The following is a 24,850-nucleotide window of genomic DNA, read 5'->3' as shown; positions in this document are numbered from 1 at the left end:
AAATGAATAAGGCTGAAAAGACAGCAACTATCGAAGAATTGAAGGAGCAGTTTGGTGAAAATAACTATTTCTACCTCGCTGATGCTTCTACCATGTCGGTAGGTGATGTCAACAAATTCAGAAGGCTTTGCTTCGAAAAAGGTGTTTCAATGCAAGTCATTAAGAACACCTTGGTGAAGAAAGCACTGGAGGACACTCCTGCTGAGAAAAATTACGCTGGTATTTTTGAAGCACTCCATGGCCCTACTGCCATTTTGTTCTCCAAAGATCCTGATGCACCTGCCAACTCGGTTGCTAAAATGCTGAAAGACTATCGTCGTTCAGGTAGCGACCGGCCTTTGTTGAAAGCTGCATATGTGGATTCTGCGGTGTTCATCGGCGATGACCAATTGGATGCACTGACCAAACTCAAGTCGAAGCAAGATTTGCTGGGCGAATTGATTGGTCTGCTTCAATCACCTGCAAAAAACCTCGTCAGTGCCCTGCAATCTGGTGGTTCTACTATCGCTGGATTGGTCAAGGCTCTCGAAGAGCGCCAAGCGTAACCCCAACCCATGGTTCATCCATGGGAGGGAATGCGAGCTTCAGCCCACGAATTTATTCGTGGGAGATTAGATCACGAATTTATTCGTGGGATATTCAGAAAGTTCGTACCTCAGCAAACCCACAAACGATTTTGTGGGTTGCAAACGGTTAAGGCTTCCAAGCTAACCGCTCATTATATACCATTTTCAAACCACTTTTTTAAAAGACATAACAATGGCTGATTTGAAAGCTCTTGCGGAAACGCTTGTAAATTTGACGGTTAAAGATGTTCAGGAACTGGCTGGTATCCTGAAGGATGATTACGGCATTGAGCCTGCTGCTGCTGCTGTAGCAATGGTTGCTGGTCCTGCTGCTGGTGGTGATGCTCCTGCTGCTGTTGCTGAGCAAACCGAATTCGACGTTATCCTCCAGTCTGGTGGTGCCAACAAACTGAACGTGGTTAAAGAAGTGAAGAACCTCTTGGGTCTTGGCTTGAAAGAAGCAAAAGACTTGGTTGACGGTGCTCCACAACCACTGAAAACTGGTGTTTCTAAAGACGAAGCTGAGTCTTTGAAAGCTAAGTTGGAAGAAGCTGGCGCTCAGGTAGAAATTAAGTAATTTCTCCTCGCGCAAGCCAAAAGCAACTAGCTACACTGACTTTTACTAGTATAGCTTTTGGAATGGGCAGTGCTTCAAAAAATCATTTTTGAAGCACCAGGGCTTAGGAAATCGACGTTGGTTGCTTCCTAAGCCCATTGCCATATACTTTGTATTGTACATTTTGTGATTTTTATGCGGAAAAATGAAACTTTTTTTACATTGGTTTCATTTACTAGTCAGGAAAACCACTACATAGTTTGACTTGACTTTTTTGCACCCCTCGGCTATAATGGCCTGGGGCTTTTACCATCAACAACAAACTTGTTGCGCAGATGACATTCAATGGTAAAGCACAATCGGCTGAAGCGAAGCGTATTACCTTCAGCAAAACTAAATTCCCCACTCCTTATCCTGATTTCCTTGAAATTCAGCTAAAGTCCTTTCAAGAGTTTTTCCAACTGGAAACAACTCCTGAAAACCGGATGAACGAAGGATTGTACAAGGTGTTTCAGGAAAATTTCCCAATCACGGATGCGAGAAACATCTTCGTACTCGAGTTTCTGGATTATTTTATCGACCCTCCCCGTTACAGCATTGAAGAATGTATGCAACGTGGTTTGACTTACAGCGTTCCGCTCAAGGCTAAACTACGCTTGTCCTGTAACGATGAGGAACACGTCGACTTCCAAACCATTGTACAAGATGTGTTCCTGGGGAACATTCCGTACATGACGCCCAAAGGTACTTTTATGATCAATGGTGCTGAGCGTGTGATCGTTTCACAGCTCCACCGTTCACCAGGGGTATTTTTTGGTCAAAGTGTACACCCCAACGGTACCAAGATTTATTCGGCTCGGGTTATCCCCTTCAAGGGCGCCTGGATGGAATTTGCTACCGACATCAACACAGTGATGTATGCGTACATCGACCGGAAGAAGAAATTCCCGGTTACTACCTTGTTGCGTGCCATCGGTTACGATACCGACAAAGCTATCCTGGATATCTTTGACCTGGCCGATGAAGTAACTGCTACCCGTGAGGCGCTCGAAAAAAGCATTGGCCGCAAATTGGCTGCCCGTGTATTGCGCAGTTGGACCGAAGACTTTGTGGACGAAGACACGGGTGAGGTGGTGACCATCGAACGGAATGAGATCATTCTGGAACGTGACACCGTTTTGGACGAAGACAACATTGAAGCAATTCTGGAAGCATCGGTGACTACGGTCATCCTGCAAAAAGAGGACATCGACCAGGATTACTCCATTATTTATAATACCCTGCAAAAAGACCCGACCAGTTCCGAACTGGAAGCGGTACAATACATCTATCGCCAATTGCGCGGTACCGATCCCCCCGATGAGGAAACGGCTCGTGGCATCATCGAGAAGTTGTTCTTCTCTGATAAACGCTACAACCTGGGTGAAGTAGGGCGCTACAAGATCAACAAAAAACTGCAGTTGGATATCTCGGAAGAGGTATTGGTGTTGACGAAAGAAGACATCATTTCCATCGTTCAGTTCCTGGTGACCTTGATGAACCAAATGGCGGAAATCGACGACATCGATCACTTGGAAAACCGCCGGGTACGCACCGTAGGTGAGCAATTGTACGCTCAATTCGGGGTAGGTTTGGCACGTATGGCTCGTACCATCCGGGAACGGATGAACGTACGTGACAACGAGGTCTTTACCCCTGTTGATCTGATCAATGCTCGTACCTTGTCGTCGGTGATCAACTCCTTCTTCGGAACCAGTCAATTGTCGCAGTTCCTGGATCAAACCAACCCATTGTCGGAAATCACGCACAAGCGGCGTATTTCTGCACTCGGGCCAGGTGGTTTGTCCCGTGAGCGCGCTGGTTTTGAGGTTCGTGACGTACACTACTCCCACTATGGTCGTTTGTGTACCATCGAAACTCCGGAAGGACCAAACATCGGTTTGATCTCTACCTTGTGCGTACACGCCAAGATCAATAAAATGGGCTTCCTCGAAACACCATACCGGAAAGTAATCGAAGGGATGGTAGAAAAAGTGGAACAACCATTGTACTTGTCAGCAGAAGGGGAAGACAAAATGCGGATTGCCCAGGCCAACGCCTTGCTGAACAATGATGGCACCTTCGTCCAAGACCGCGTCAAATGCCGTGAGCATGGTGATTTCCCGGTTTTGACACCAGAAGAAATCGACTACATGGACGTAGCACCCAACCAAATCGTTGGGGTATCTGCTTCCATGATTCCTTTCTTGGAAAACGACGACGCCAACCGTGCCTTGATGGGCTCGAACATGCAACGTCAGGCGGTGCCACTGATTCGCCCACACTCTCCAGTAGTAGGTACTGGTTTGGAAGGCAAGGTTGCCCGTGACTCCCGCATGCTCATCAACGCCGAAGGTGAAGGGATAATTGAATACGTGGATGCTACCGAAATCCATGTACGTTACGACCGCACCTCTGAAGAGCAGCTGATCTCTTTCGAAGACAACTTGAAGAAATACAACCTCATCAAGTTTACCCGTACCAACCAGGGTACCTGTATCAACCTCCGCCCCATTGTACGCAAAGGCGACCGCGTTGAAAAAGGACAAATCCTCTGTGATGGTTACGCTACTGAAAAGGGTGAATTGGCCTTGGGCCAAAACATGAAGGTTGCCTTCATGCCCTGGAAAGGATACAACTTTGAGGACGCCATCGTAATTTCTGAGCGCGTGGTACGGGAGGACATCTTTACCTCTGTACACATCGAGCACTTCGAAATTGACGTACGCGACACCAAGTTAGGCGAGGAAGAACTCACCAACGATATCCCGAACGTGAGTGAAGAAGCCACCAAAGACCTGGACGAAAACGGGATCATCCGCATCGGTGCCTGGGTTAAGGAAGGCGACATTCTGATTGGGAAAATCACACCTAAAGGGGAATCCGATCCTACTCCGGAAGAAAAACTCTTGCGTGCCATCTTTGGTGACAAAGCCGGCGACGTGAAAGACGCTTCCTTGAAGGCGCCCCCCTCAACTACGGGTGTGATCATCGACAAGCAACTTTTCGCCCGTGCGAAAAAAGATAAAGTGCAGAAAAACCAGGAGAAAGACGTACTGTCCAAACTGGATGATCAGCACAAAGTCGCTACCAACGAGTTGTTGACCATTTTGGTGGATAAATTGATGCTTTTGTTGAAAGACAAAACTTCACAAGGTATCCGTACCATTTATGGCGACAACCTGCTGGCTAAAGGGGTGAAATTTACCCAGGACACTCTGCGTGAACTGGATTATACCTCGGTAGACTATACCAACTGGACCGACGAGCCTAAAACCAATGAATTGGTAGCCCGCTTGTTGCACAACTACAGCATCAAACTCAACGAAGAAATTGGCCGCTACAAGCGCGAGAAATTCAACGTGAGCATTGGTGACGAGCTTCCTGCCGGTGTACTCAAGCTGGCTAAGGTATACATGGCCAAAAAGCGCAAGCTGAAAGTAGGTGACAAACTTGCTGGACGCCACGGTAACAAAGGTATTGTATCCCGTATCGTTCGGGCCGAAGACATGCCTTTCCTTGAAGATGGAACACCAGTTGATATCGTGCTGAACCCACTTGGGGTACCTTCACGGATGAACCTGGGGCAAATCTTCGAAACCGTATTGGGCTGGGCTGGTGAAAAACTGGGTGTCAAATTCGCTACCCCAATCTTTGACGGGGCTACCCGCGACGAGATTGAAGAGTGGATCCAAAAAACGGGCTTGCCAAGTTTGGGTCAAACTTACCTCTCTGACGGTGAAACGGGCGACCGCTTCCACCAACAGGCTACGGTAGGGGTGATCTACATGCTTAAACTCAGCCACATGGTTGACGATAAGATGCACGCACGTTCCATCGGGCCATACTCCCTCATTACCCAACAACCATTGGGTGGTAAGGCGCAGTTTGGTGGTCAGCGCTTCGGGGAAATGGAAGTTTGGGCACTGGAAGCCTTCGGTGCTGCCAACATCCTCCAGGAATTGCTTACCATCAAGTCCGACGACATCAATGGCCGCGCCAAAGCGTACGAAGCAATCGTTAAAGGAGACAACTTGCCGGAACCAAACATTCCCGAGTCCTTCAACGTACTTGTACACGAATTGCGCGGTCTGGCGCTCGATGTGAAATTTGAATAAACCTAAAAGCTGAGGAAAGTTGAGAAGCTTGAGTTCTCGGTCGCTGAGCGTAGTCGAAGCGCCAAGAACTCAACCCTACTCAACCTCCCTCAACTTCATAAACCTTTAGGAGCATGCCATTCAAAAAGAAGGGTAATATTCAAAATCAGAATTTTGACAGCATCACCATCAGCTTGTCTTCTCCAGATGAAATTCTGGAGCGTTCTTATGGTGAGGTGCTCAAGCCAGAAACCATCAACTACCGCTCGTACAAACCCGAGCGCGATGGTCTTTTCTGCGAGCGCATCTTCGGGCCTGTCAAGGATTATGAATGCTATTGCGGTAAGTACAAGCGGATCCGCTACAAGGGGATCGTGTGCGACCGTTGTGGGGTTGAAGTAACGGAGAAAAAAGTTCGCCGGGAGCGGATGGGCCACATCAAACTGGTCGTACCCGTGGTGCACATTTGGTTCTTCAAATCACTGCCTAATAAAATTGGTTATTTGCTCGGATTGTCTTCCAAGAAATTGGAGTCAATTGTTTATTACGAGCGCTACGTAGTGATTCAGCCAGGGATCAAAGGCAACGAGGGCGTTGGCAACAACGACCTGTTGACCGAAGAAGAATACCTGGAACACCTGGAGTCACTACCAGCAGAAAACCAAATGCTGGAAGATTCCGACCCTAACAAATTCATCGCCCGCATGGGTGCTGAAGCGGTGCGCGACATGCTCAACCGCCTGGAGTTGGATCAACTGTCATATGACCTGCGCCACCAGGCCGCCAACGAAACTTCTCAACAACGTAAGTCAGAAGCGCTCAAGCGTCTGCGCGTAGTGGAAGCTTTCCGCGATGGACAAACCCGCATGGAAAACCGCCCCGAATGGGCTGTGATCCAATACCTGCCCGTTATTCCACCAGAATTGCGCCCCTTGGTGCCATTGGATGGTGGTCGTTTTGCCAGCTCCGATTTGAACGACTTGTACCGTCGGGTGATCATCCGCAACAACCGTTTGAAGCGTCTGTTGGAAATCAAAGCCCCAGAGGTCATCTTGCGCAACGAAAAGCGGATGTTGCAGGAAGCGGTCGACTCTTTGTTCGACAACTCCCGCAAATCCAATGCCGTAAAAGCAGAAGGTGGTCGTCCACTCAAATCCTTGAGTGACATCCTCAAAGGAAAGCAAGGTCGTTTCCGTCAAAACCTCTTGGGTAAGCGGGTAGACTACTCCGGTCGTTCAGTAATCGTGGTAGGCCCAACCCTGAAACTGCACGAGTGTGGTTTGCCAAAAGGTATGGCTGCCGAATTGTTCAAACCCTTCATCATCCGCAAACTCATCGAACGCGGTATCGTGAAGACGGTTAAATCGGCTAAAAAACTTGTAGACCGTAAGGATCCCGTGATCTGGGAAATCCTCGAAAATATCTTGAAGGGACACCCTGTGCTCCTCAACCGTGCTCCAACATTGCACCGTTTGTCCATCCAGGCTTTCCAGCCTCGTTTGGTAGAAGGTAAGGCGATCCAGTTGCACCCTTTGGTGTGTAGCTCGTTCAACGCCGACTTTGACGGTGACCAAATGGCGGTACACGTACCCCTGAGCCAGGCGGCGATTTTGGAAGCTCAAATGTTGATGCTTTCTTCGCACAACATGCTCAACCCTCAAAACGGTACTCCAATTACCCTTCCTTCTCAGGACATGGTATTGGGTCTGTACTACATTACCAAAGAACGTAAAACCGTTGGGAATGTAGTCGTGAAAGGGGAAGGTATGAAGTTCTACTCACCTGAGGAGGTCATCATTGCCCTCAACGAAGGCCAGGTAGACCTGCACGCCAAAATCAAAGTACGTGTTCCTGTAGAAGTGGATGGCAAGTTGGTCAAAAAACTGTCTGAAACTACGGTAGGACGGGTCTTGTTCAACGAGGTGATGCCTGCTGGCGTACCTTATCAGAACACCCTGATGACCAAGAAAAACCTCAAGGCGGTAATCGGAGAAGTAATCGAACGTACCGATTTTGCGGTGACTGCAGATTTCCTCGACGACATCAAGGACATGGGCTTTACCTGGGCCTTCCGTGGTGGTCTGTCCTTTAACCTCGGAGACTTGATCACTCCTTCCATCAAGCAGGATGCTCTGGAAGAAGCTCAAGGGGAAGTGGATGAAGTGTGGGACAACTACAACATGGGTCTGATCACCAACAACGAGCGTTACAACCAGATCATCGACCGTTGGACCTATGCGGACAACCGCATTACCGACACGCTGATGCGTGAGTTGGCCAGCCACAAGCAAGGCTTCAACTCGGTGTTCATGATGCTCGACTCTGGTGCACGTGGTTCCAAACAACAGATTAAGCAGTTGTGTGGTCTACGGGGCTTGATGGCCAAACCTCGGAAGTCTGGTGACACGGGTGGTGCGGTTATCGAAAACCCGATCTTGTCCAACTTTGTCGACGGCCTGTCCGTACTTGAGTACTTTATCTCTACGCACGGTGCGCGTAAAGGTCTTGCGGATACCGCCCTTAAAACGGCAGACGCAGGTTACCTGACCCGTCGTTTGGTGGACGTTGCTCAGGACGTGATCATTCTGGAAGAAGACTGTAGCACCTTGCGTGGTCTGGAAACCTCTGCACTCAAAGACAACGATAAAGTCATTGAACCATTGGTATCCCGTATCGAAGGGCGTTATACCTTGCACGATATTGTACACCCTGTTACGGAAGAACTCATCCTCACTGCAGGTGATTTCATCGATCCAAAGACGGCGGAATACATCGAAAAAATTGGTGTAGAAACGATCACCATTCGTTCTGTACTGACTTGTGAATCCAAGCGTGGGGTTTGTGCCAAATGTTACGGTAAAAACCTGGCGAATGGTCGGATTGCCGAAGAAGGTGACGCAGTGGGGATCATTGCAGCTCAATCCATCGGTGAACCGGGTACTCAGTTGACACTGCGTACCTTCCACACAGGGGGTACGGCATCTTTGTCCAAAACTGAATCCGAGATCGTTGCCAAATTCGCTGGTAAAATTGAATTTGACGGTGTCAAACTGACTGAAGCTCCTGATGAAAATGGCGCTCGGGTAGTTTTGTCTCGTACCGGTGAAATCCGGATTGTAGATGCAGATACGGGCAAGCAATACGTTGCCATGCACGTACCTTATGGCTCATCCTTGAGTGTACTGGAAGGCGATATCGTGAGCAAAGGCCAGATGCTTTGTAACTGGGACCCTTTCAACGCGGTAATCATCTCCGAATTCTCAGGTATTGCCAAATTCGACTCGATCGAAGACGGGGTTACCTTCCGGATTGAACGTGACGAACAAACGGGCTTCTCCGAAAAGGTCATCATTGAAAGTAAGAACAAGCGGAAAATTCCGGTGATCTTCATCATGAGCCCCGACGGAGTAGAACTGAAAACGTATACTTTGCCAGTAGGGTCTTACATCTCAATTGAAGATGGGGTAACCATTACTGCGGGTGATAAAATTGCGAAGATTCCACGGAAACTGGGTAAGATCCAGGATATCACGGGTGGTCTGCCTCGGGTAACGGAGCTTTTTGAAGCGCGTAACCCATCCAACCCCGCCATCGTTTCTGAAATCGACGGTGTGGTGAACTTCGGCAAGATCAAACGGGGTAACCGCGAAATCTCGGTAACCGCCAAGGACGGCCAAATTAGAAAGTACCTGATTGGTTTGAGCAAACACATCCTGGTACAAGATGGCGACTTCGTGCGCGCTGGTACACCGCTTTCTGACGGTACCATCGCTCCACGCGACATCCTGTCCATCAAAGGGCCATTCGCGGTACAACAGTACCTCGTAAATGGTGTTCAGGAAGTTTACCGCTCACAGGGTATCACCATCAACAACAAACACATCGAGGTGATTGTACGCCAGATGATGCGCCGCGTGTTGATCGAAGACCCAGGCGATACCAGCTTCCTTGAAGGTGAAACGGTGGACAAAATGGAATTCCTGGAGCAAAACGACTGGATTTTCGACAAGAAAATCGTTGTGGAATCTGGCGAATCCAACCGCTTGAAGCCAGGTCAATTGGTGACATTGCGCCAAATTCGGGAAGAAAACTCTTTCCTTAAGCGCAACGACCGCCAGTTGGTGGAATACCGCGATGCCGTAGCTTCTACTTCCAGCCCACAATTGTTGGGTATCACCAAGGCCTCCTTGGGTACCAACAGCTGGATTTCGGCTGCATCCTTCCAGGAAACCACCAAGGTGTTGAGTACGGCAGCCATCGGCGCCAAAACCGACAACCTGATGGGCTTGAAAGAGAACGTTATCGTCGGCAAACGTATCCCAGCGGGTACTGGCCAACGCAAGTTCGACAACATCATCGTAACGCACAAAGACCGTGCTGCTGAACTGGAGTCCCGCTACCACCAGTTCGACGACATGGAAGACGAAGACTAGTAGGGTTGGCCCTCTGTGGCCAACCTTCACCAACCCATGGATTTATCCGTGGGAGGCACATATCACGATAACCCATGGCTTTAGCCGTGGGAAGGTCCGTGGGGAAAGCACAGGATGGATCGGCACTACGCCAATTCATCCTGTTTCTTTTTAAACCTACCAATAATCAGAGCCATCCACTCCATCCAATCTTCCCAGCTCCAACCAGGCGGCTCGTTTTTCCAGCCCGAGTGAATAGACGTTCAATACGCGGGGAAGCCCTCGAAAAATCCCTCGTTTTAAGTAATTTCAACAACATTTATTTTTATTATCTTACACGGCGTAAGACCCATGGCATACACAAACTCCCCTAAAATCAACCTTTAAAACCCTAAAAATGCCTACCCTCCTCCTCGTCTCTGCCAACGACCCAGACAATCGACTCAACCAGTTGTCGAATGAGGCCAAGGAAATTCAGCGCACCCTCAACAAAACCCACGGCAAGGCCTTCGACGTAGTATTGACCCCCGATGCCAGCATCCAGGATCTTATCGAAGAACTCAGAATACCCGATCGGGAGATAGAAGTGCTGCACTATGCCGGGCATGCCGACAGCACCCTCATTCAACTGACCGATGGCGACGCCAATGCAGCCGCTTTGGCTGAGAAATTAAAAAACCTGACCAGTCTGAAACTTATTTTCCTTAATGGCTGTGCAACCCGTGGACAGGTTGATTTTTTCCATAGTGTTGGCATCCCCTTTGTGATCGCCACTAGTTGTAAAATTGGCGACGACAAAGCCTACCTCGTAGCTACCCAATTGTACCAATACCTTTGCCTCGGCCGTTCTTTGCGCGAGGCCTGTGCAGAAGTGGAAACGGATGTCAGCAAATTGCAAAAGAAAGCAGATTTTGTAGCCAATCGTGGCCTGGCTTTGCGGGCGGGTGACCCCAATGATGAAAACACCAATTTCCCCTGGGGGCTGTATTCCAAACCTGGCTCCGAACAGGAAGATTACCGCTTGCCTTTCTCCCAGCGCGAACCACTGGCCGACCTAAATTTGGACCATACTTCTTTTTTAAACAAACTCATTCTGGCTCTGGCCAAGCTGGATGGCTCAAACATGGCGGGAATCCGCAGTCTGGCCGCTACCCAGGCCAGGGGTAACGTACCCGACAACCGCAAGATTTCTGAATTGCTGAAGGTGCTGCCTCTACCCCTCGCCATCCGGTTACGCGACATTACTGCCCAAATCGAAGTGCAAAATGATGAATACTTCCGGGGGTTGTTGTACGATTATGCTATTTTTTTTGACAATCTTTTCCTCTATGCTACAGGCTTGATGATGGCGCAAATGTGGCAATCCAACCAGAAACCTGATCCGGCCTTATCACCTCTAATCAAGGATTTTTTGCACAGCAACCTGCTCCAGAACACTGCTTTATTTTACCGGGATTTGTTACCAGCCTTGAGTGTCAGCTCCAGTGCAAATTCGAATGCTGACTTTAACTTATTGCCGCAAGAAAGCCTGGATTACCTGGCTACTCCAGCCTTTGCTACAGCTGCCGACTTCTTCTGGGGACTCAAACGATACTACTGGCAACGCATTCGACTGCGTACTGAGGAAGCAGTTCAATGTTGCTACCAGGCCCAGGAAATGCTCAGTGAAGCCTTTCTGCACCTGCGTTTTCAATTGGGCCTGGTTATGGCTTCTGTGCGTGAAATCAAGGTGATCAATCAGCGTTACGTACCCCAGGAGTACGACAACATTGTTTCCAAATTGCTGCTCAACGACAAAGACCCATTGCCACAAACGGGGTCAAAAATGCTGGAAAACCGCTCGGTATTGTGTTTTGCCCAGCCCGATTTTGATTGCAACAGTCCTTCACTTAACCTGTTTCCTTTTATCATCGACCGCAATGTGTTTACAGATAAAAGCAATACAGAGGTGGATATTTACCTCTATGCGGGCTACTACGTCCCCGAGGCTTACCCGAATCGTTGTTTTCATTTTGTATCAGTGGATCGCCCTAGCGAAGTTTGGCGCTTTGACGAAAACCTGGATGAAATCAGTTTGCTAAACATTGGGGAAGTTACCTCTCTTGCCCATGAGGCCAACCACCTGATGACCAATACCTGGGAACTCAAGCACTACCTCTCTCAATTCAAAGCACAATTCCTAAACCCTTAGCCATGACCGATAGCCCTTTTAAACTCTTTGAACCTTATGGCCCGGGTGATAAGGAAATCTACTTCGGGAGAGACGCAGAAATTTTCGCCTTGTATCATCTGCTGCAACAGACCAGGTTGTTGTTGATCTACGGCGCATCGGGAACCGGGAAAACCAGTCTGATCAATGCGGGCTTACCCAAGGCCTATAAAATGACCTCCTGGTTTTGTATTTCAGTGCGGCGACGCGACGACATTAATGCCTCTTTTCGGCAGGAGTTGGCCCGACAGTTGGGCCTGGACGAACCCGTCAGTGATCTGAACACTGCACTCCAGGAGCTGTACGAAAGCCGCTGGATTCCGATCCACCTCGTATTTGACCAATTTGAAGAGGTATTCACACTTGGTAAAGACGATGAGCGGCGGATTTTTTTTCAGGACTTGCAAAGCCTCCTGGCTTCGAACTTGCCTTGCAAAATCCTGATCTCCATGCGCGAGGAGTACATCGGTTACCTTTATGACTATGAGCGAATAGTGCCCACAATCTTTGAAAAACGCTTTCGTGTAGAGCCCATAAAAGACAGTGCTGTAGAGGGCATCATAACCCAAATGTGCAAACTACATGGCATTGAAATGGAAGTAGAGGAAGTAGAGGAAAGCGCTACAAATATGCCCTCTACCGCCCAACAAATTATGCTTCAACTTAAAGAGGGCAAACAAGCTGTTCATCTCCCTTACCTGCAAGTTTACTTGCATTATCTGTATCGACACGCCATGGATACTTTGGGGAAGCCATTATTCAATGCCGAAGGTATAGCGGCAGTTGGGCAATTGGGCAACGTGTTGCGTGGCTTTATCCTCACCCGATTGGAGGAAACGCAACATTACTTGACCAAATTAAAAGCCCCGGATGGCCTGGCTCAACACCTGCTCGATGAGTTTGCTACCGACGAAGGAACCAAACGTTCGTGCAAACGCTCCGAATTGGTTCAAAGTCTGGAGGTGCCGGAAGCTATGGTGAACAGTGCCCTTTACTTCTTGAGTGATACAGCCAAGTTGCTCCGCGCCGATGAAGACGATGTAGAGCGTTATGAACCTGTACACGATACCATCGCTAAACAGATCAATGAGCTGCGCTCAGTTGAGCAGAAAGAATTTAAAATTTTTGCTCAGGAGCTACAAATCGGGTATGCCCGCTGGGAAAAAGAGAAAAAAAACAAAGACCGTCTTTTGCTGGAACAAGACCTCGAAAAGGTTGAACTCTACCTCAAACGTTTGAAAAAGCGTGAAGAATATGCCAAGTGGGTGCCTTATTTCAAGGTAAGTAAAGCGCGAGTCCAACGGAAAAGAAACCTCCGCCGATATTACAACATCGGGGTAAAAGTGGTTGCTGTAGTAGCGGTTATAGCAGCTGTATACTTTTCTAATAAGTACCTTGGCACTTCTCATGAGTACGATGATATTTCTGAAAAATATGAAATGGTTAGAAAAGAGAGAAAAATGTTACTCTATCAGATTAACCATAAAAAAAGTAGTACCGAAACGGTTGATTCTTTATTAGTTGAGGCTAAACAACTGATTCTAAACCTGGACTACAACAGCGCCTGGGACAAGATGATTATAGCAGCAAGCCTGGATACCTTAAATGAGAAGGTGGCCACCGCGATGCTCGAACCAGCACTATGGAACATAGAAATAGACAGTTTTTCCATTGCTGATTCCATGTTGGGTGAAATTAATAAGGTGTTGAAAAACAATACGGTAAAGGTTTTATTGCAAAGAGTGCCAGCTTTGGCCGATTCAAACGAAAAAAGAAAACAATTGCGCAGTTGCATCAGCGAACTGAATGACTCCACCTATAACCAGTTGATGCAGCGTTATTATCCCGCCATGGTGAGGATACCAGAGGATAAGAACTATAAAATGGGCCCCGATGACAATGGTTTGGTTCAGTGGGTTCAGCTTGATGAGTTTGAGATGGCAGCTACCGAAACCACGGTTTGGCAATGGGCTGTTTTTTGCAAAACCACCAAAAAAGACTTCAAACAATATCTTGAAGAAGCCTGGTCTGATCCTGGGGATAATCCTGTAGTAAATGTAACTTGGTATGAAGCGGTAGACTACGCTAATTGGCTGAATGAGCGGTATTGGTTGTCCGAAAAAGAACCTTTAAATACTGCAATACTGAAACGTAGTAGAAAAAAATACCAGCTTGATCCCAGTGCCAATGGTTTTCGCTTGCCCACCGAAGCTGAGTGGGAATATGCCGCGGCTGGAGGCGAGAAGCTGCGTTATGGCAACGGCAAAGCTATTGCGGATCCCAAGGAAATTTGTTTTGACGCTTCAAAAAAATCCAAGTATGCTATTGTGGGAGAAAGCCCTAGCCGAACCCTTGGTGTGACCAGCCTGAATAGCCCCAATGTATTCGGCCTTCATGGTATGAGCGGCAATGCCAATGAATGGTGTTGGGATTGGTACGGTGAATATCTTGTGAGTAAAACAGCCTTACGAAACCCTTTGGGCCCTCTTGCAGGAAAGTTCCGTATTTTTAGAGGCGGTTCCTGGTTTAGTCCTCCCGAACGGGCAACGGTGTCCTGGCGCAGCCGTTACCCTCCTAATTACAGGGTGAATAAGATTGGCTTTCGTTTGGCTAAATCCATTCATTAAATAAGGTGGAAAGCAAGAGCTTTCCACCTTATTTAATGAATTTTGCCTCTCCGCAGAAAAAGGGATTTTAATCCTAAAAGACTTTGATGGGCTTACTTTGCACGCTGCGTTTCCCCAAAATATGAATCACCCGCTTCAATTTGTACAGCAGAATCTGCGCTACTCCCAGCAAACAATGTCTGCGTGGGCCGGTAAATACAAAAGTTTGTTTTTGATTCCGGAAATCCTGGTGGATGAGTTCACATTTGGGTGATGCAGCGTACAAAGCGGCCAGGCGGACAGAATTGGTGCCAAAGATCAATTGTTGGTTGCCGTATACCCGCAGAGCGAAGGCCACACAAAACCAGACAAGGAAATTGAGCCAGGTTTTTTTGCGGGTACTCGGATCGATCCAAAAACAGCACATTTCAGTGTGGGGTACCGAAGTATTCACCCGCTGATACATACCCTCCCGGCTTTCGTCGCCTACAAAAACTTCCAAAGTGCGCAAAATACTGCCCGCGCCCAATACAAAGCCACCCACCATCCGCGATTTCCAGTGGATGGCAAAGACTTGATTGTTCTCGTAATAGCCGCGAGGTACATCGAAACCTGAACACAGGGTATACGTAGCAGCAAATACATCCAGCTCTTGAGCTGTACTGATTTTTTTGAATTTTGGCAGGTAGAACATAGCGATTTTTTTGTAAGGTTTTAAATGTTTTTGCCTTACAAAATTGCCGCAAAAGAGAAGGGGGGGATGTACTTGGAATGTAGGGTTTTTGACTACTTGGAATTGAGTAGAAATGGTAACCGGCAATAAAGAAATAAAAAGGTGTATTGAGTTCTTTTGAAAATTTTAGCCCTAAGTTAAGTTTAAGCAAAGCCTCAATTTTTATTCAAATCCCCACATAAGCCATGCTCCATCGCGTACTTGATCAACTCCCCTTTGGTCTTCGCCCCCAGTTTTTTTCGCGCATTTTGAAAATGGGTTTGTACCGTGAACTCGGCAATAAACATCCGTTCAGCAATTTCTTTATTGGACAAACCGGGGTCTTCCACGAGGAGGCAAATGACTTCTTTTTCCCGAATGGTCAATTGTATTTCTTCCTCCGAAGGCCGTGCGTTGAGCTGTGCCTCTTGCACCCGGGGCCAGAGGTCGGGCGGAAAAAAGGTAGCTCCGCGGTATACAGCATGAATGGCGCCAATCAGGGTATCCTTGCTGCGCTCTTTGATCACGTAGCCATCAATGCCCTGCTGCATGGCTTTGAGGATGTAGTTGCCATCACCGATCATGGTCAACAGGATGACTTTGGTTTTGGGGTATTGTTTGCGGATGATTCGAGCCAATTCCAGCCCATCCGGCTTGGGCATGTTGATGTCCAAAACAGCCACGTCTACCTGGTGTTCCTGCAACAATTGCAGGGTTTCTTCTCCGTTTAGGGCGGTACCCACAATGTCCAGTTCGGCCTCTTGTGCCAAAAAGGACTGGAGTCCATCCAAAATGATCTGGTGGTCGTCGGCGAGTAGGATATTGATTTTTTTCATGGTGCAACTCTTTTAAAAACTGCTTCTTACAAGGGAATATCAATCATTACAGTAGTGCCTCGACCTGGTTTTGAGTCAAAATGAATGTGGCCTGAGTGCTCGTTCACGCGCGATTGGATGGACAACATGCCCAATCCGGGGCTATCCTGGATCGATTGTACGTCAAAACCACGCCCATCGTCGTCGATCACCACGTTTACATTCTCCGGAAAGTAGCTCACCTGGATGGAAATGTGTGTGGCCTGGGCGTGTTTGATCACATTGTGTACCAATTCCTGGATGATCCGGTAGAGGTTGAGTTCCAGCTGGAAATCCTGGCGTTGGTTCAGCCCGTGGGTCACCAGTTCTACCTGTAGTTTGGAAGTGCCAATCGCCTCCAGCAGGGCTTCCAACTGGGCTTTAAGGCCAAATTGTTTGAGGAGGGCTTCGCCAAATTCATGGCTGAGTTTGCGCACTTTGTCACAAGCTTCGTCCAACAAACGATTGGCCTGGTTGTAGGTGATGATGCGTTCTTGGGGTAAACTGTCGAGCACTTCCTCAACGGTCAGCAGGTTCATTTTGACGGTGGCCAACATGGAACCTACACCATCGTGCAATTCTTCGCCAATTTTTTGCTGGATGAGGTCCTGTGCTTCCAGTCGGGCATATTGCGTTTCCAATTCCTTTTGGCGCAGCAAGGCTAAATTCTGTTGAATCGCCACCTGTTCCTTTTTTCTGGCCAGTTCGGCTTCCTGTTGGGCGAGGTTTTTGTTGTTGAGCGCGATTTCTTCGTTTTGTTGGGCGATTTTTGCTTCCCGTACGGCCGCAATTTGCCTTTGGCGGAACAAATAAATACCCCCAATGGCGAGCAGCAATAAACCCAATAGCACCGCTCCCCAAGTCAAACTACGCTGATAAATGAGTTCTTTTTGGTTTTGCAAATATTGTTTGAGCAGGCTCTGTTTGTCCATTTGGTAGCGAAACAATTCCTGAAAGGCTAAATTCCCCTGCTCAGAATTTAAGTTGTTCAGCAAGCGGATGAGTTGGTCTTCATACCTTTTGGCTTGCTTGGGCAGTTTAAGTTCCTGGTAAGCATCGGAGAGAAAAAACAGGGTTCGGCCAACCAATAAAGTGTCTTTGGGCTGAAGTCGCAACACCTTGAGGTAATTGCGCGCCGCATCAGCAAATCGAGCCTGTTCGTAAAAAAAGTTGGCCCATTCAAATTGCAGCAAAGCGAGTTCTGCCTGGTTGTTTAAGGGTACTAAAATTTTGCGGCTTAGCTCCAAATTTTGCCGGGCTTGGGTGTATTTGCCTTGGTCGAGGTAGACCCGACCAAGGTTTTTGTAGGTCTTGGCTCGATCGAGCGGATTGAGGAGTAGACTGTCTGAAATTGATTTCAAATAATAAGTTTCAGACAATGGTAAATCTCGTTGGTAGTAGGCATTGTTGCCGAGCAACAAATGGCAGAGTGGGATATACTTTTTTGCATCCAAATTTTTGAAATCGCGTAGCGACCGCAGCAAGGAATCTTTGGCTGCTTGCCTTTGATTGAAATGATCTTGAATCAAAACAGCGTAATTCATCCGTAGGGTTGCACGACCAGATCGGATTTCCTCAAGTGTCTCAAGTTCGTTGGGCCGAAGCTGAGTATATAAAAGCATTCCACGTTGATAATAAACCCTGGCCAGACCAAAACGGTTACTATCCTTGTACAAGGTACCCAAGTCATTGTACATTTTAGCTAAAGCAAGCTCCTTTCGGTATTGGATGAATTCAATGGCTCTCCTGAGATAGTATTGTGCACTATCGTAGAGGTTTAAACGGGTATACAATTGCCCTAAGTTTTTATAACCTTTGGCAATATCAAGGCTATCCCCCAGTTTTTCACGTAAAATTAAACCTTGCTGATAGTACGTTTTTGCTTGCAACAAGTCGCCCATTTCCGACTTGGCCAGGCCAAGCCGGAAATGGGCATCGGCATACCCTTTAGCGCAATTGCCTTTTTGTGCTAATTTCAAAGCTTCTCGAGCAAATTCCTCAATCCGTTCGGCTTCGAGACTTTGAAAGGCTAACTCATTAAGAGAGTCTACTTGAGAGCAAATTGACGGTGGAATTCCTTGTGAAGCAACTCCTGTAGTGTTTTGTTGAGCATTACCGCATGGGAGCCAAAACCAAAGCAATCCCAATGCACCAATAAGCAGGATTCTCATCTTACAAAACCAAATAAAGTTGGATCATCGCCAGGGCGTTCACGGTCAGTAGCTGAACCTGTACTAACCGTCCCTGTACCACCGGTTTTAGTCGTTGTAGGGGTGTCGGCAGCTCTCGCATTCGAAGTAGGTTCCTGAAGTACATCGCCTATTACCGTCACTTCTATAGTGCTATCCACAATTGGAAAATTGATCGCACCCAGATCGATGCTGTGTACCACGGGAGTAATGAATTCGTAATTGGGCATGGCAGCAGCCTGCTTTACTTTGACGGTCACTTTTAATAAACCATTGTCTACATGCTCATTGTTGACACTGAAGCCGTCTGCCTGAAAATTGGAACGTGGGCAGAAAGTAACGACGTGTAGAAAATAATTGTCGGCAAGTTCTCCGCTTTCTTTTCCCAATTGGATGACTGGATGGAAAAATTTCATAATAAATGGTTTTAGTTGTGTTTTAAATACCGTACAAAGATCAAGGCAATTGACAGGTGGTATGCTACTTTTAAAACAGTATTTTACCCTACTTAGAATCAAGTAGAAAATGAGTGTAAGAGAATGGAAGTGTAAGAAATGTAATCAAATGTAATCGAAAAAGGCTTGAAAATCCAGTTTAATTTTGAATACTCGTTACATTGAGGTATAGTTTTGAATTGCATCACCTAACCTACAAATTATAACAATGCCCACAGTTTACGCCCTCCTCACAGCAATTGACAAATATCCAATTCCACGTCTTGAATTGCATGGCTGTGTAAATGATTTGCACAATTTCCAATCTTATCTGGAAGCACATTGTGAAAAAACGGGATTAAGCCTCAACCTACGTGTACTCACCGACGAACAAGTGACCCGCGACAACCTGATCAAAGGTTTTGACCATTTTCAGGCTGCTGAAGCTGGCGATCAATGCCTCTTCTTTTATGGCGGCCACGGCTCGATAAGCCCGGCGCCTGAAGCCTTCAAACGGCTGGATTCAGAAAACCTCGAATCGATTGTATGTTGGGACAGCCGGCAGGAAGGGGGCCGGGATTTGATGGATAAAGAATTGTCCTGGCTGATTTGGAAGGCGGTCAAAGATAAAGACCTGCTGTTTGTCAGCATTACCGATTGCTGCCATTCTGGTAGCCTCAGGGACACTGAGGCCGGGGTTGTACGGAGCCGATCCGTGGTTGAAGCAGGCCCCAAATCCACGCTGGAGGAGTATTTAGGTATTGCCGATTACCTCAAAAACAATGATGGTCAATTGAGTCCGCCCCTTGGTCGCCGAATTCACCTGGGGGCAGCCAGGGAAGAGGAAACCGCCAAAGAAACCCGTATTAATGGCATTCCAAGGGGGGCATTCACCTATTGTTTGGTAGAAATTTTGCGTCAATCGGGGGCGTTTTTTTCCTATGAAAGTTTGATGGGGCAAGTTAACCTGCGGGTACGCCGCCTGGTCGCCGAACAATCGCCACAATTGGAGAGCACCACAGCTGAGGATAAAAAATTGGGTTTCCTTTCCCTTGCGCCTGCCGCCGAAAGAACCCCTTACGCCATCATTCGGGACAAACAGAGTATCTGGTGGCTCAATGCCGGTGCAATTCATGGGATAAAGGCTGGTAGCCCGGATAATCCTACTACCCTGGCGCTTGTGGAAGATCAACACGTAGTAAGCGTAACAGAGGTAGAAGTGGAACGTTCAAAAGTATCCGGGATGGAGACTTACGACCCACTGCGCACCTATCCCGCCCAAATGCTGCGCCGGGCCATTCCAGCCTATCCATTGGGGATTGCTCCAGGAAGTGATCCTGAAGGTATTGCCGCAGTCGCCACCCAACTGGAAAAATTAAAAGCCAAATTGTTTACCCTTACCGAGGAGCAAACTGCTGATTTTCTGATTCATGCTAAAAACCATGAATTGTTTTTGAGCCGCAACAATGATCACGCCCCACTTTTTCAACGAATCAGTGGTTATGACGAAGCAGCAGCCATTTATTTTTTGCAAAAACTGGAAACCGTAGCAGCCTGGCAACAGGTACTCGATTTGCAAAACCCCGATACCCAAATCCGCGACGCTGAAATCACCCTGGACCTACAACGGGTAAGTGAAGCAGGGAATGAAAGCAACGATGCGCCCTCGGAACAAGTGGATTGGCGGGTAGCCCCAGTGCAATTTCCTTACCTGCAAAAGCCGGACGGTCAATGGGCTCGACCAGGGTTTAAACTCAAAATCATCAATTCAGGTTTGCGCCCACTATGGGTCAGCCTGCTTTACATGGGGAATGATTTTGGGATCAGCAATGTGCTTTTACCCAAAGAAGCCCTGAGCCCTGGCGAAGAAGCCAATGTGATGGAAGTGGTGAATGGGAATGCGTTTTTTGTGATTCCATTGCGTTTGGAGAAACACCACCTGGACAAGGGCATCCAAGCCATCGAAGAGTGTTTAAAATTGATCGTGAGTACCGAAGAATTCAATACGGATTTGTTCAACCAAAAAGGATTGCCGCCAGATGAGGCTAAACCTTTCCGTCCAAGCCTGCGGGCTGCGGGCAGGGAAATGGCAGAGGTTGTGACCAAAGACTGGCGAACATTCGAGGTTTGGCTGAGGATATCTAATAGACTTGAAGCGAGTTGATGATCAGGAAATTGATGATTTTCTTTTTAACTAGAAAGGGCTTTATCCCAAAATCACTAAACATTACTTTAATTACCTGATCATCAACTCACCTCAAGTCTAAGGTTTTACCAACAATCGGAGCCAGAACCCAGTGCTACCTGTTCCATTCCTCCCCAGTACAGGTAAAACAACACTCACTCAATGCAACGGACCACAACAGCTGCGTTTCAATCCCTGTAATTTGGGTATGGGGCAAAATTGAATTCGTGCTGCCCAAATTGACCCGGCCAAAACCACTGAGGTCAAATTGAGGAATGCAGGCACGATAAGGAGCCAAAGCGTTACTTGCCGTTGTCAAGTGGTTTTGAATCACATTCTGGACCGCAGCAGGCATGGGTGTAGGCAAACACTGGCGGCTGCTGGCCCAGGCTTGCGCTGCACCCAAATGGATGCCTCCAACGTACAGTGCGCTGATGTGTACATTGTTGTCTCCGCTCACCCGGAGGTTTTGCACGACGGTTTGTAAATCGCGGATCAGGGTTTCTGTTTCGACAATCAGTTGCCTGGTTCCGGTGCCAGCCAGGGTTCCCCTTAAGTTGCGGATTCGTCCCCGGTCAAAAGCAATGCACTGGATGGTACCCAGGGTGGCGTCCAGGGTGTTCAAGGCATCGGTGCAGGCGGTGATTGCATCGGGTGTCAACATAGGTGGCTCGGTGGACATACGCCCCCAAACCGTGCCCAGGGCTTGCGCTGCAAAGTAAAAGCTCGACAACTCTGCCCGACATAGTTTTTGGGTGACTGGCGGGGTGTTGATTGGAGGTGTTGTAGCTCCCGATTTTTTGATCCAAACCTGGTTGTTCCAGGTGATAGAGTTGCCATCTGGAGCTACACTGGCAATGGCATTGTTCCATTCTGGGATGGTGATGGTGTTGGCACTGGTAAAATAACCAGGCAGCTTTTTACCCTGATAAGTGAGGGTGAAAAAAGTGTTGTCTTGTTCAACCGGGTAAAGTTCTTGAGGGTAGGCCGCCAAGCCCCAACTTCCTGCTATGGACGGATACCCGGAAAAAGGGCTTCTTGTCCAAATCTGATTGTTCCAGAGTAGTCCCTGGCCACCGGTAGTCAGCGTAGCAGAGGCATTCCATTGGGTTGCAAATACGGTGGTAGAATTGCTGAAATACCCATTACTGCGACTGTTTCCAATGGTGAAAACCAGATTGTTGGCTTGTTGGGTAATGGTGCAAGGGATTTCCGCCCGACCATTGGAGTACCAGGTACCAGTGATTTGGCTTTGTGCCATCGACTGCAATGGTAACATTCCGAGAATACACATGGAAAAAAGAAGGGAAAAACGAGGTAGAAGTTTCATAGTGCTGTGGTTTTTACGTTCTTTAAGAATGGATAGTCTTTTAAAATTAAATAAAAAATAGATTATGTCAAAATTTTACCAATTATAACCAAGTGGTTAGCCCTTCAGTTCCCAAAGTTGAAATCCCCCATCCCGGGGGAACCCCATCTGCTCCCAATTTCCGACCTTAGCCCCAAAAAGAACATGTTACGCCATATTGTCCTTTTGTACGCCTTGTTTTTGCTGAAAACCACCCTGCTTGCCCAATCTTACGCCATTCGTGATGTCACCCTCATCCCTATGGATCGCAACATCAGCATCCCGCACCAAACTGTACTGATCGAAAACGGGATCATCAGCAAAATTGGGCACTTCAGCAAAATTAAAATCCCTAAATCCTTTACTACTATTGCGGGTACCGACAAATTCCTCCTGCCAGGTCTTATGGACATGCATGCCCACTTTTTTCAGGAGCAAGGCGAACACGTCAACACCACTGCCGAAGAATTGAAAATCATGCTGGCCAATGGCTTAACCACCGTGCGCATCATGGCTGGGCACCCTGATTATTTGGAAGCACGAGGCAAGGTGCGCAATGGGCAATGGATTGGTCCAGAACTGTACGTGGCCAGCCCCCAATTGGTGGGGTCCTGGCCCTGGCCGGAGGAGTTCAAAAATTATGAAGTAGTGGATAGCCACGAAAAAGCCGTAGCAGCTGTCAAACGATTTAAAGCAGAAGGCTACGATGCGATTAAGCTAACCTTCATGCTGAGTCGTGAAGTGTTCAACGCTGTGGTCCACACCGCCTATGAAATTGGCATGAAAGTCACTGGTCACATTGGCCCGCAGGTCAAATTGCCCCGCGCCCTGCAAACAGGTATGCAGATTGAACACATGGACGAGTTCATCGACCAGCTGCTCCCGGATACCACTTACAACCACGGCGAAAGTGTATCGGACATGAACCTTTGGTACCCCAAAGCCTGGGCTACCGTACCTTTTTTGGACGAGGACAAAATCCCAGGACTGGCCCGCAAAGTGCGCGACGCCAGGGTGTACGTTACCCCTACCAACCACTTTTTCTTCTCCTCCTTTGGCCGGGGAATGAGTGATGAGGAGATCAAATCGAGTCCGGATTTTCAGTACATCCCTGGCAGCATTCGTAGTGAGCGTTGGCGGGTACGCAAATATTACCAGGACGCCATCATGCCTGCCCCCGAACACCGGGAGAAATACGTGCGGGTTCGTGAGGCCCTGACCTACGCCTTGTGGAGAGCTGGCGTAAAATTGATGGCTGGGTCGGATAGTCCAGAATGGTTCCTGGTCCAGGGCTTTTCCTTACACAAAGAGCTGGAAGCCTTCACCCAGGCTGGGCTTTCGCCTTTTGCCGCCTTACAAACTGCTACAGTTAATCCCGCAGATTATTTGGGGATTGGTCAACGCAAGGGAACAGTGGAAATTGGCAAAGACGCCGATTTATTGCTATTGGACGCCAACCCCCTGGAACAAGTTGAATACACGCGGAGAATCGCCGGAGTGTTTAAGGGAGGGAAGTGGTATGAAAAAGCCAGTTTGGCGAAAATGTTGGAGGAGGCGAAAAGGGTAGGGGAGTGAAGGGGGTGTTTTTTGTAAAATATGGGCAAAAAACTAAACCAATACCTTGGCTAAAGCATTCATTGTAGGTAAATTGATCTACCTAAAATCACCACTATGAAACTCCTCGCCCGTATCCTCCTCGGCCTCGGCATTCTAATCCTTGGTTTCGTTGTGTACAATATGCAATCTGGGTTCCGTTCCTCCGACAAAAAGACCCAGGCTTATTTCAAAAAGCGAAACACCGCTGTCAAAATCAAAACCCTGCCCTATGTCGAAGGTCAGCTGCACTGGATCGAAACAGGACGGGATACCCTGCCCAAGGATGCACCGCTGGTTTTATTTGTGCATGGCGCGCCTGGATCTGCCCGCGATTTTTTCCAGTATCAAGCTGATTCGTTGCTCTTAAACCGCGCCATTTTGGTTTCCATGGATCGGCCGGGTTATGGCTATTCTTTGTATGGCAAAGCAATGACTTCCATTGCTGACCAAGCGAAGGCAGTCAAAGCGGTGATGGATCAATACCCGGGCCGTAGGATAGTTCTGGTAGGCCATTCTTACGGCGGCCCCATTGTAGCCAAAACGGCCATGGTTTATCCCGAAAGAATCCAGTCAGTCGTGATGTTGGCCCCAGTGAATGATCCCGACAACGAACCGATTTTTTGGTTTTCCTACATCGGCAAATGGGCGGCCACCCGCTGGATGCTTTCCGGAGCCTGGCGGGTATCTGGATCGGAAAAATTTTCACATGCTGCCGAATTGGATAAAATGCGGGGAGACTGGTTCAATCTACAAACGCCCATTATGCATTTGCACGGCCAAAAGGACATGCTGGCACCTGCCTCCAACATTGAATTCAGTGAAAAAAACATTCACCCGAAACAACTCAAAATGATGGTCAAACCCGAATGGGGGCATTTGATTCCTTTTATGAACCCGGATGATACGCGAAAGGCCATTTTGGAGGCACTAGGTATGCCGTAATCAATAAAAAAAAGGCCCTGGAGTTGAAGTGTAAATAATTGGTAGCCATTTTTTTGGGTAAAATCCATCAGGATTTAATTCAAAATCTGAGCGGGAACACCACCT

14 protein-coding genes are annotated in these 24,850 nt (G+C 47.9%); 9 read left to right on the top strand and 5 right to left on the bottom strand.

Annotation, left to right across the window (positions count from 1 at the left end):
* Positions 1-2 precede the first annotated feature (2 nt).
* The 6 genes from rplJ (at position 3) to ACO08K_RS08905 (ending at position 14,506) form a co-directional block, all read left to right on the top strand.
* Positions 3-545: a 50S ribosomal protein L10 gene (gene rplJ / locus ACO08K_RS08930; RefSeq protein ID WP_421796051.1), complete on the top strand. Its 543-nt coding sequence runs from the start codon at positions 3-5 to the stop codon at positions 543-545.
* Positions 546-759: 214 nt separating this feature from the next.
* A complete protein-coding gene (gene rplL / locus ACO08K_RS08925) occupies positions 760-1,143 on the top strand; it encodes a 50S ribosomal protein L7/L12 (RefSeq protein WP_421796050.1) in 384 nt (127 codons plus the stop codon).
* Between the two features lie 314 nt (positions 1,144-1,457).
* Entirely contained in the window at positions 1,458-5,279 is a 3,822-nt protein-coding gene (rpoB, locus tag ACO08K_RS08920) for a DNA-directed RNA polymerase subunit beta (RefSeq protein ID WP_421796049.1), read from the top strand.
* A gap of 113 nt (positions 5,280-5,392) precedes the next feature.
* A complete protein-coding gene (gene rpoC, locus ACO08K_RS08915) occupies positions 5,393-9,691 on the top strand; it encodes a DNA-directed RNA polymerase subunit beta' (protein WP_421796048.1) in 4,299 nt (1,432 codons plus the stop codon).
* A 376-nt stretch (positions 9,692-10,067) separates the two neighbouring features.
* Entirely contained in the window at positions 10,068-11,861 is a 1,794-nt protein-coding gene (locus tag ACO08K_RS08910) for a CHAT domain-containing protein (protein ID WP_421796047.1), read from the top strand.
* Positions 11,862-11,863: 2 nt separating this feature from the next.
* Positions 11,864-14,506 (top strand): SUMF1/EgtB/PvdO family nonheme iron enzyme, encoded by a 2,643-nt coding sequence (locus tag ACO08K_RS08905; RefSeq protein WP_421796046.1) that lies wholly within the window; start codon positions 11,864-11,866, stop codon positions 14,504-14,506.
* 73 nt (positions 14,507-14,579) lie between these two features.
* Here the strand turns inward: ACO08K_RS08905 and ACO08K_RS08900 are convergent, their stop codons facing one another.
* The 4 genes from ACO08K_RS08900 to ACO08K_RS08885 all read right to left on the bottom strand — a co-directional run bounded on the left by ACO08K_RS08900 (position 14,580) and on the right by ACO08K_RS08885 (position 18,656).
* On the bottom strand, positions 14,580-15,179 hold the full coding sequence (locus ACO08K_RS08900; RefSeq protein WP_421796045.1) for a hypothetical protein: 600 nt from the start codon (positions 15,177-15,179) through the stop codon (positions 14,580-14,582).
* A 194-nt stretch (positions 15,180-15,373) separates the two neighbouring features.
* Positions 15,374-16,033 (bottom strand): response regulator, encoded by a 660-nt coding sequence (locus ACO08K_RS08895; RefSeq protein ID WP_421796044.1) that lies wholly within the window; start codon positions 16,031-16,033, stop codon positions 15,374-15,376.
* Between the two features lie 26 nt (positions 16,034-16,059).
* Complete coding sequence (locus ACO08K_RS08890; protein ID WP_421796043.1) at positions 16,060-18,030, bottom strand: tetratricopeptide repeat-containing sensor histidine kinase; 1,971 nt, start codon at positions 18,028-18,030, stop codon at positions 16,060-16,062.
* A 188-nt stretch (positions 18,031-18,218) separates the two neighbouring features.
* Positions 18,219-18,656, bottom strand: coding sequence for a hypothetical protein (locus ACO08K_RS08885; RefSeq protein WP_421796042.1), 438 nt, complete (start codon positions 18,654-18,656; stop codon positions 18,219-18,221).
* 247 nt (positions 18,657-18,903) lie between these two features.
* Between ACO08K_RS08885 and ACO08K_RS08880 the strand changes: the two genes are divergently transcribed.
* Positions 18,904-20,838: a caspase family protein gene (locus tag ACO08K_RS08880; protein ID WP_421796041.1), complete on the top strand. Its 1,935-nt coding sequence runs from the start codon at positions 18,904-18,906 to the stop codon at positions 20,836-20,838.
* A 136-nt stretch (positions 20,839-20,974) separates the two neighbouring features.
* Here ACO08K_RS08880 and ACO08K_RS08875 read toward each other — a convergent pair whose 3' ends face one another.
* The gene (locus ACO08K_RS08875; protein WP_421796040.1) at positions 20,975-22,189 is read right to left on the bottom strand and encodes a hypothetical protein; all 1,215 of its coding nucleotides are present in this window, start codon (positions 22,187-22,189) and stop codon (positions 20,975-20,977) included.
* Positions 22,190-22,372: 183 nt separating this feature from the next.
* On the opposite strand from ACO08K_RS08875, the gene ACO08K_RS08870 reads away from it, so the two are divergent.
* Together ACO08K_RS08870 and ACO08K_RS08865 are read left to right on the top strand one after the other, a co-directional pair.
* A complete protein-coding gene (locus tag ACO08K_RS08870; protein WP_421796039.1) occupies positions 22,373-23,782 on the top strand; it encodes an amidohydrolase family protein in 1,410 nt (469 codons plus the stop codon).
* A gap of 96 nt (positions 23,783-23,878) precedes the next feature.
* Positions 23,879-24,745, top strand: a complete 867-nt coding sequence (locus ACO08K_RS08865; RefSeq protein WP_421796038.1) for an alpha/beta fold hydrolase — start codon at positions 23,879-23,881, stop codon at positions 24,743-24,745.
* Positions 24,746-24,850: the final 105 nt, after the last annotated feature.

The sequence above is a fragment of the Haliscomenobacter sp. genome, from assembly GCF_965225875.1.
Lineage (GTDB): Bacteria > Bacteroidota > Bacteroidia > Chitinophagales > Saprospiraceae > Haliscomenobacter.
The sequence above is the reverse complement of the archived record's forward strand: the minus strand, read 5'-3'. Positions and strand labels throughout refer to the sequence as shown.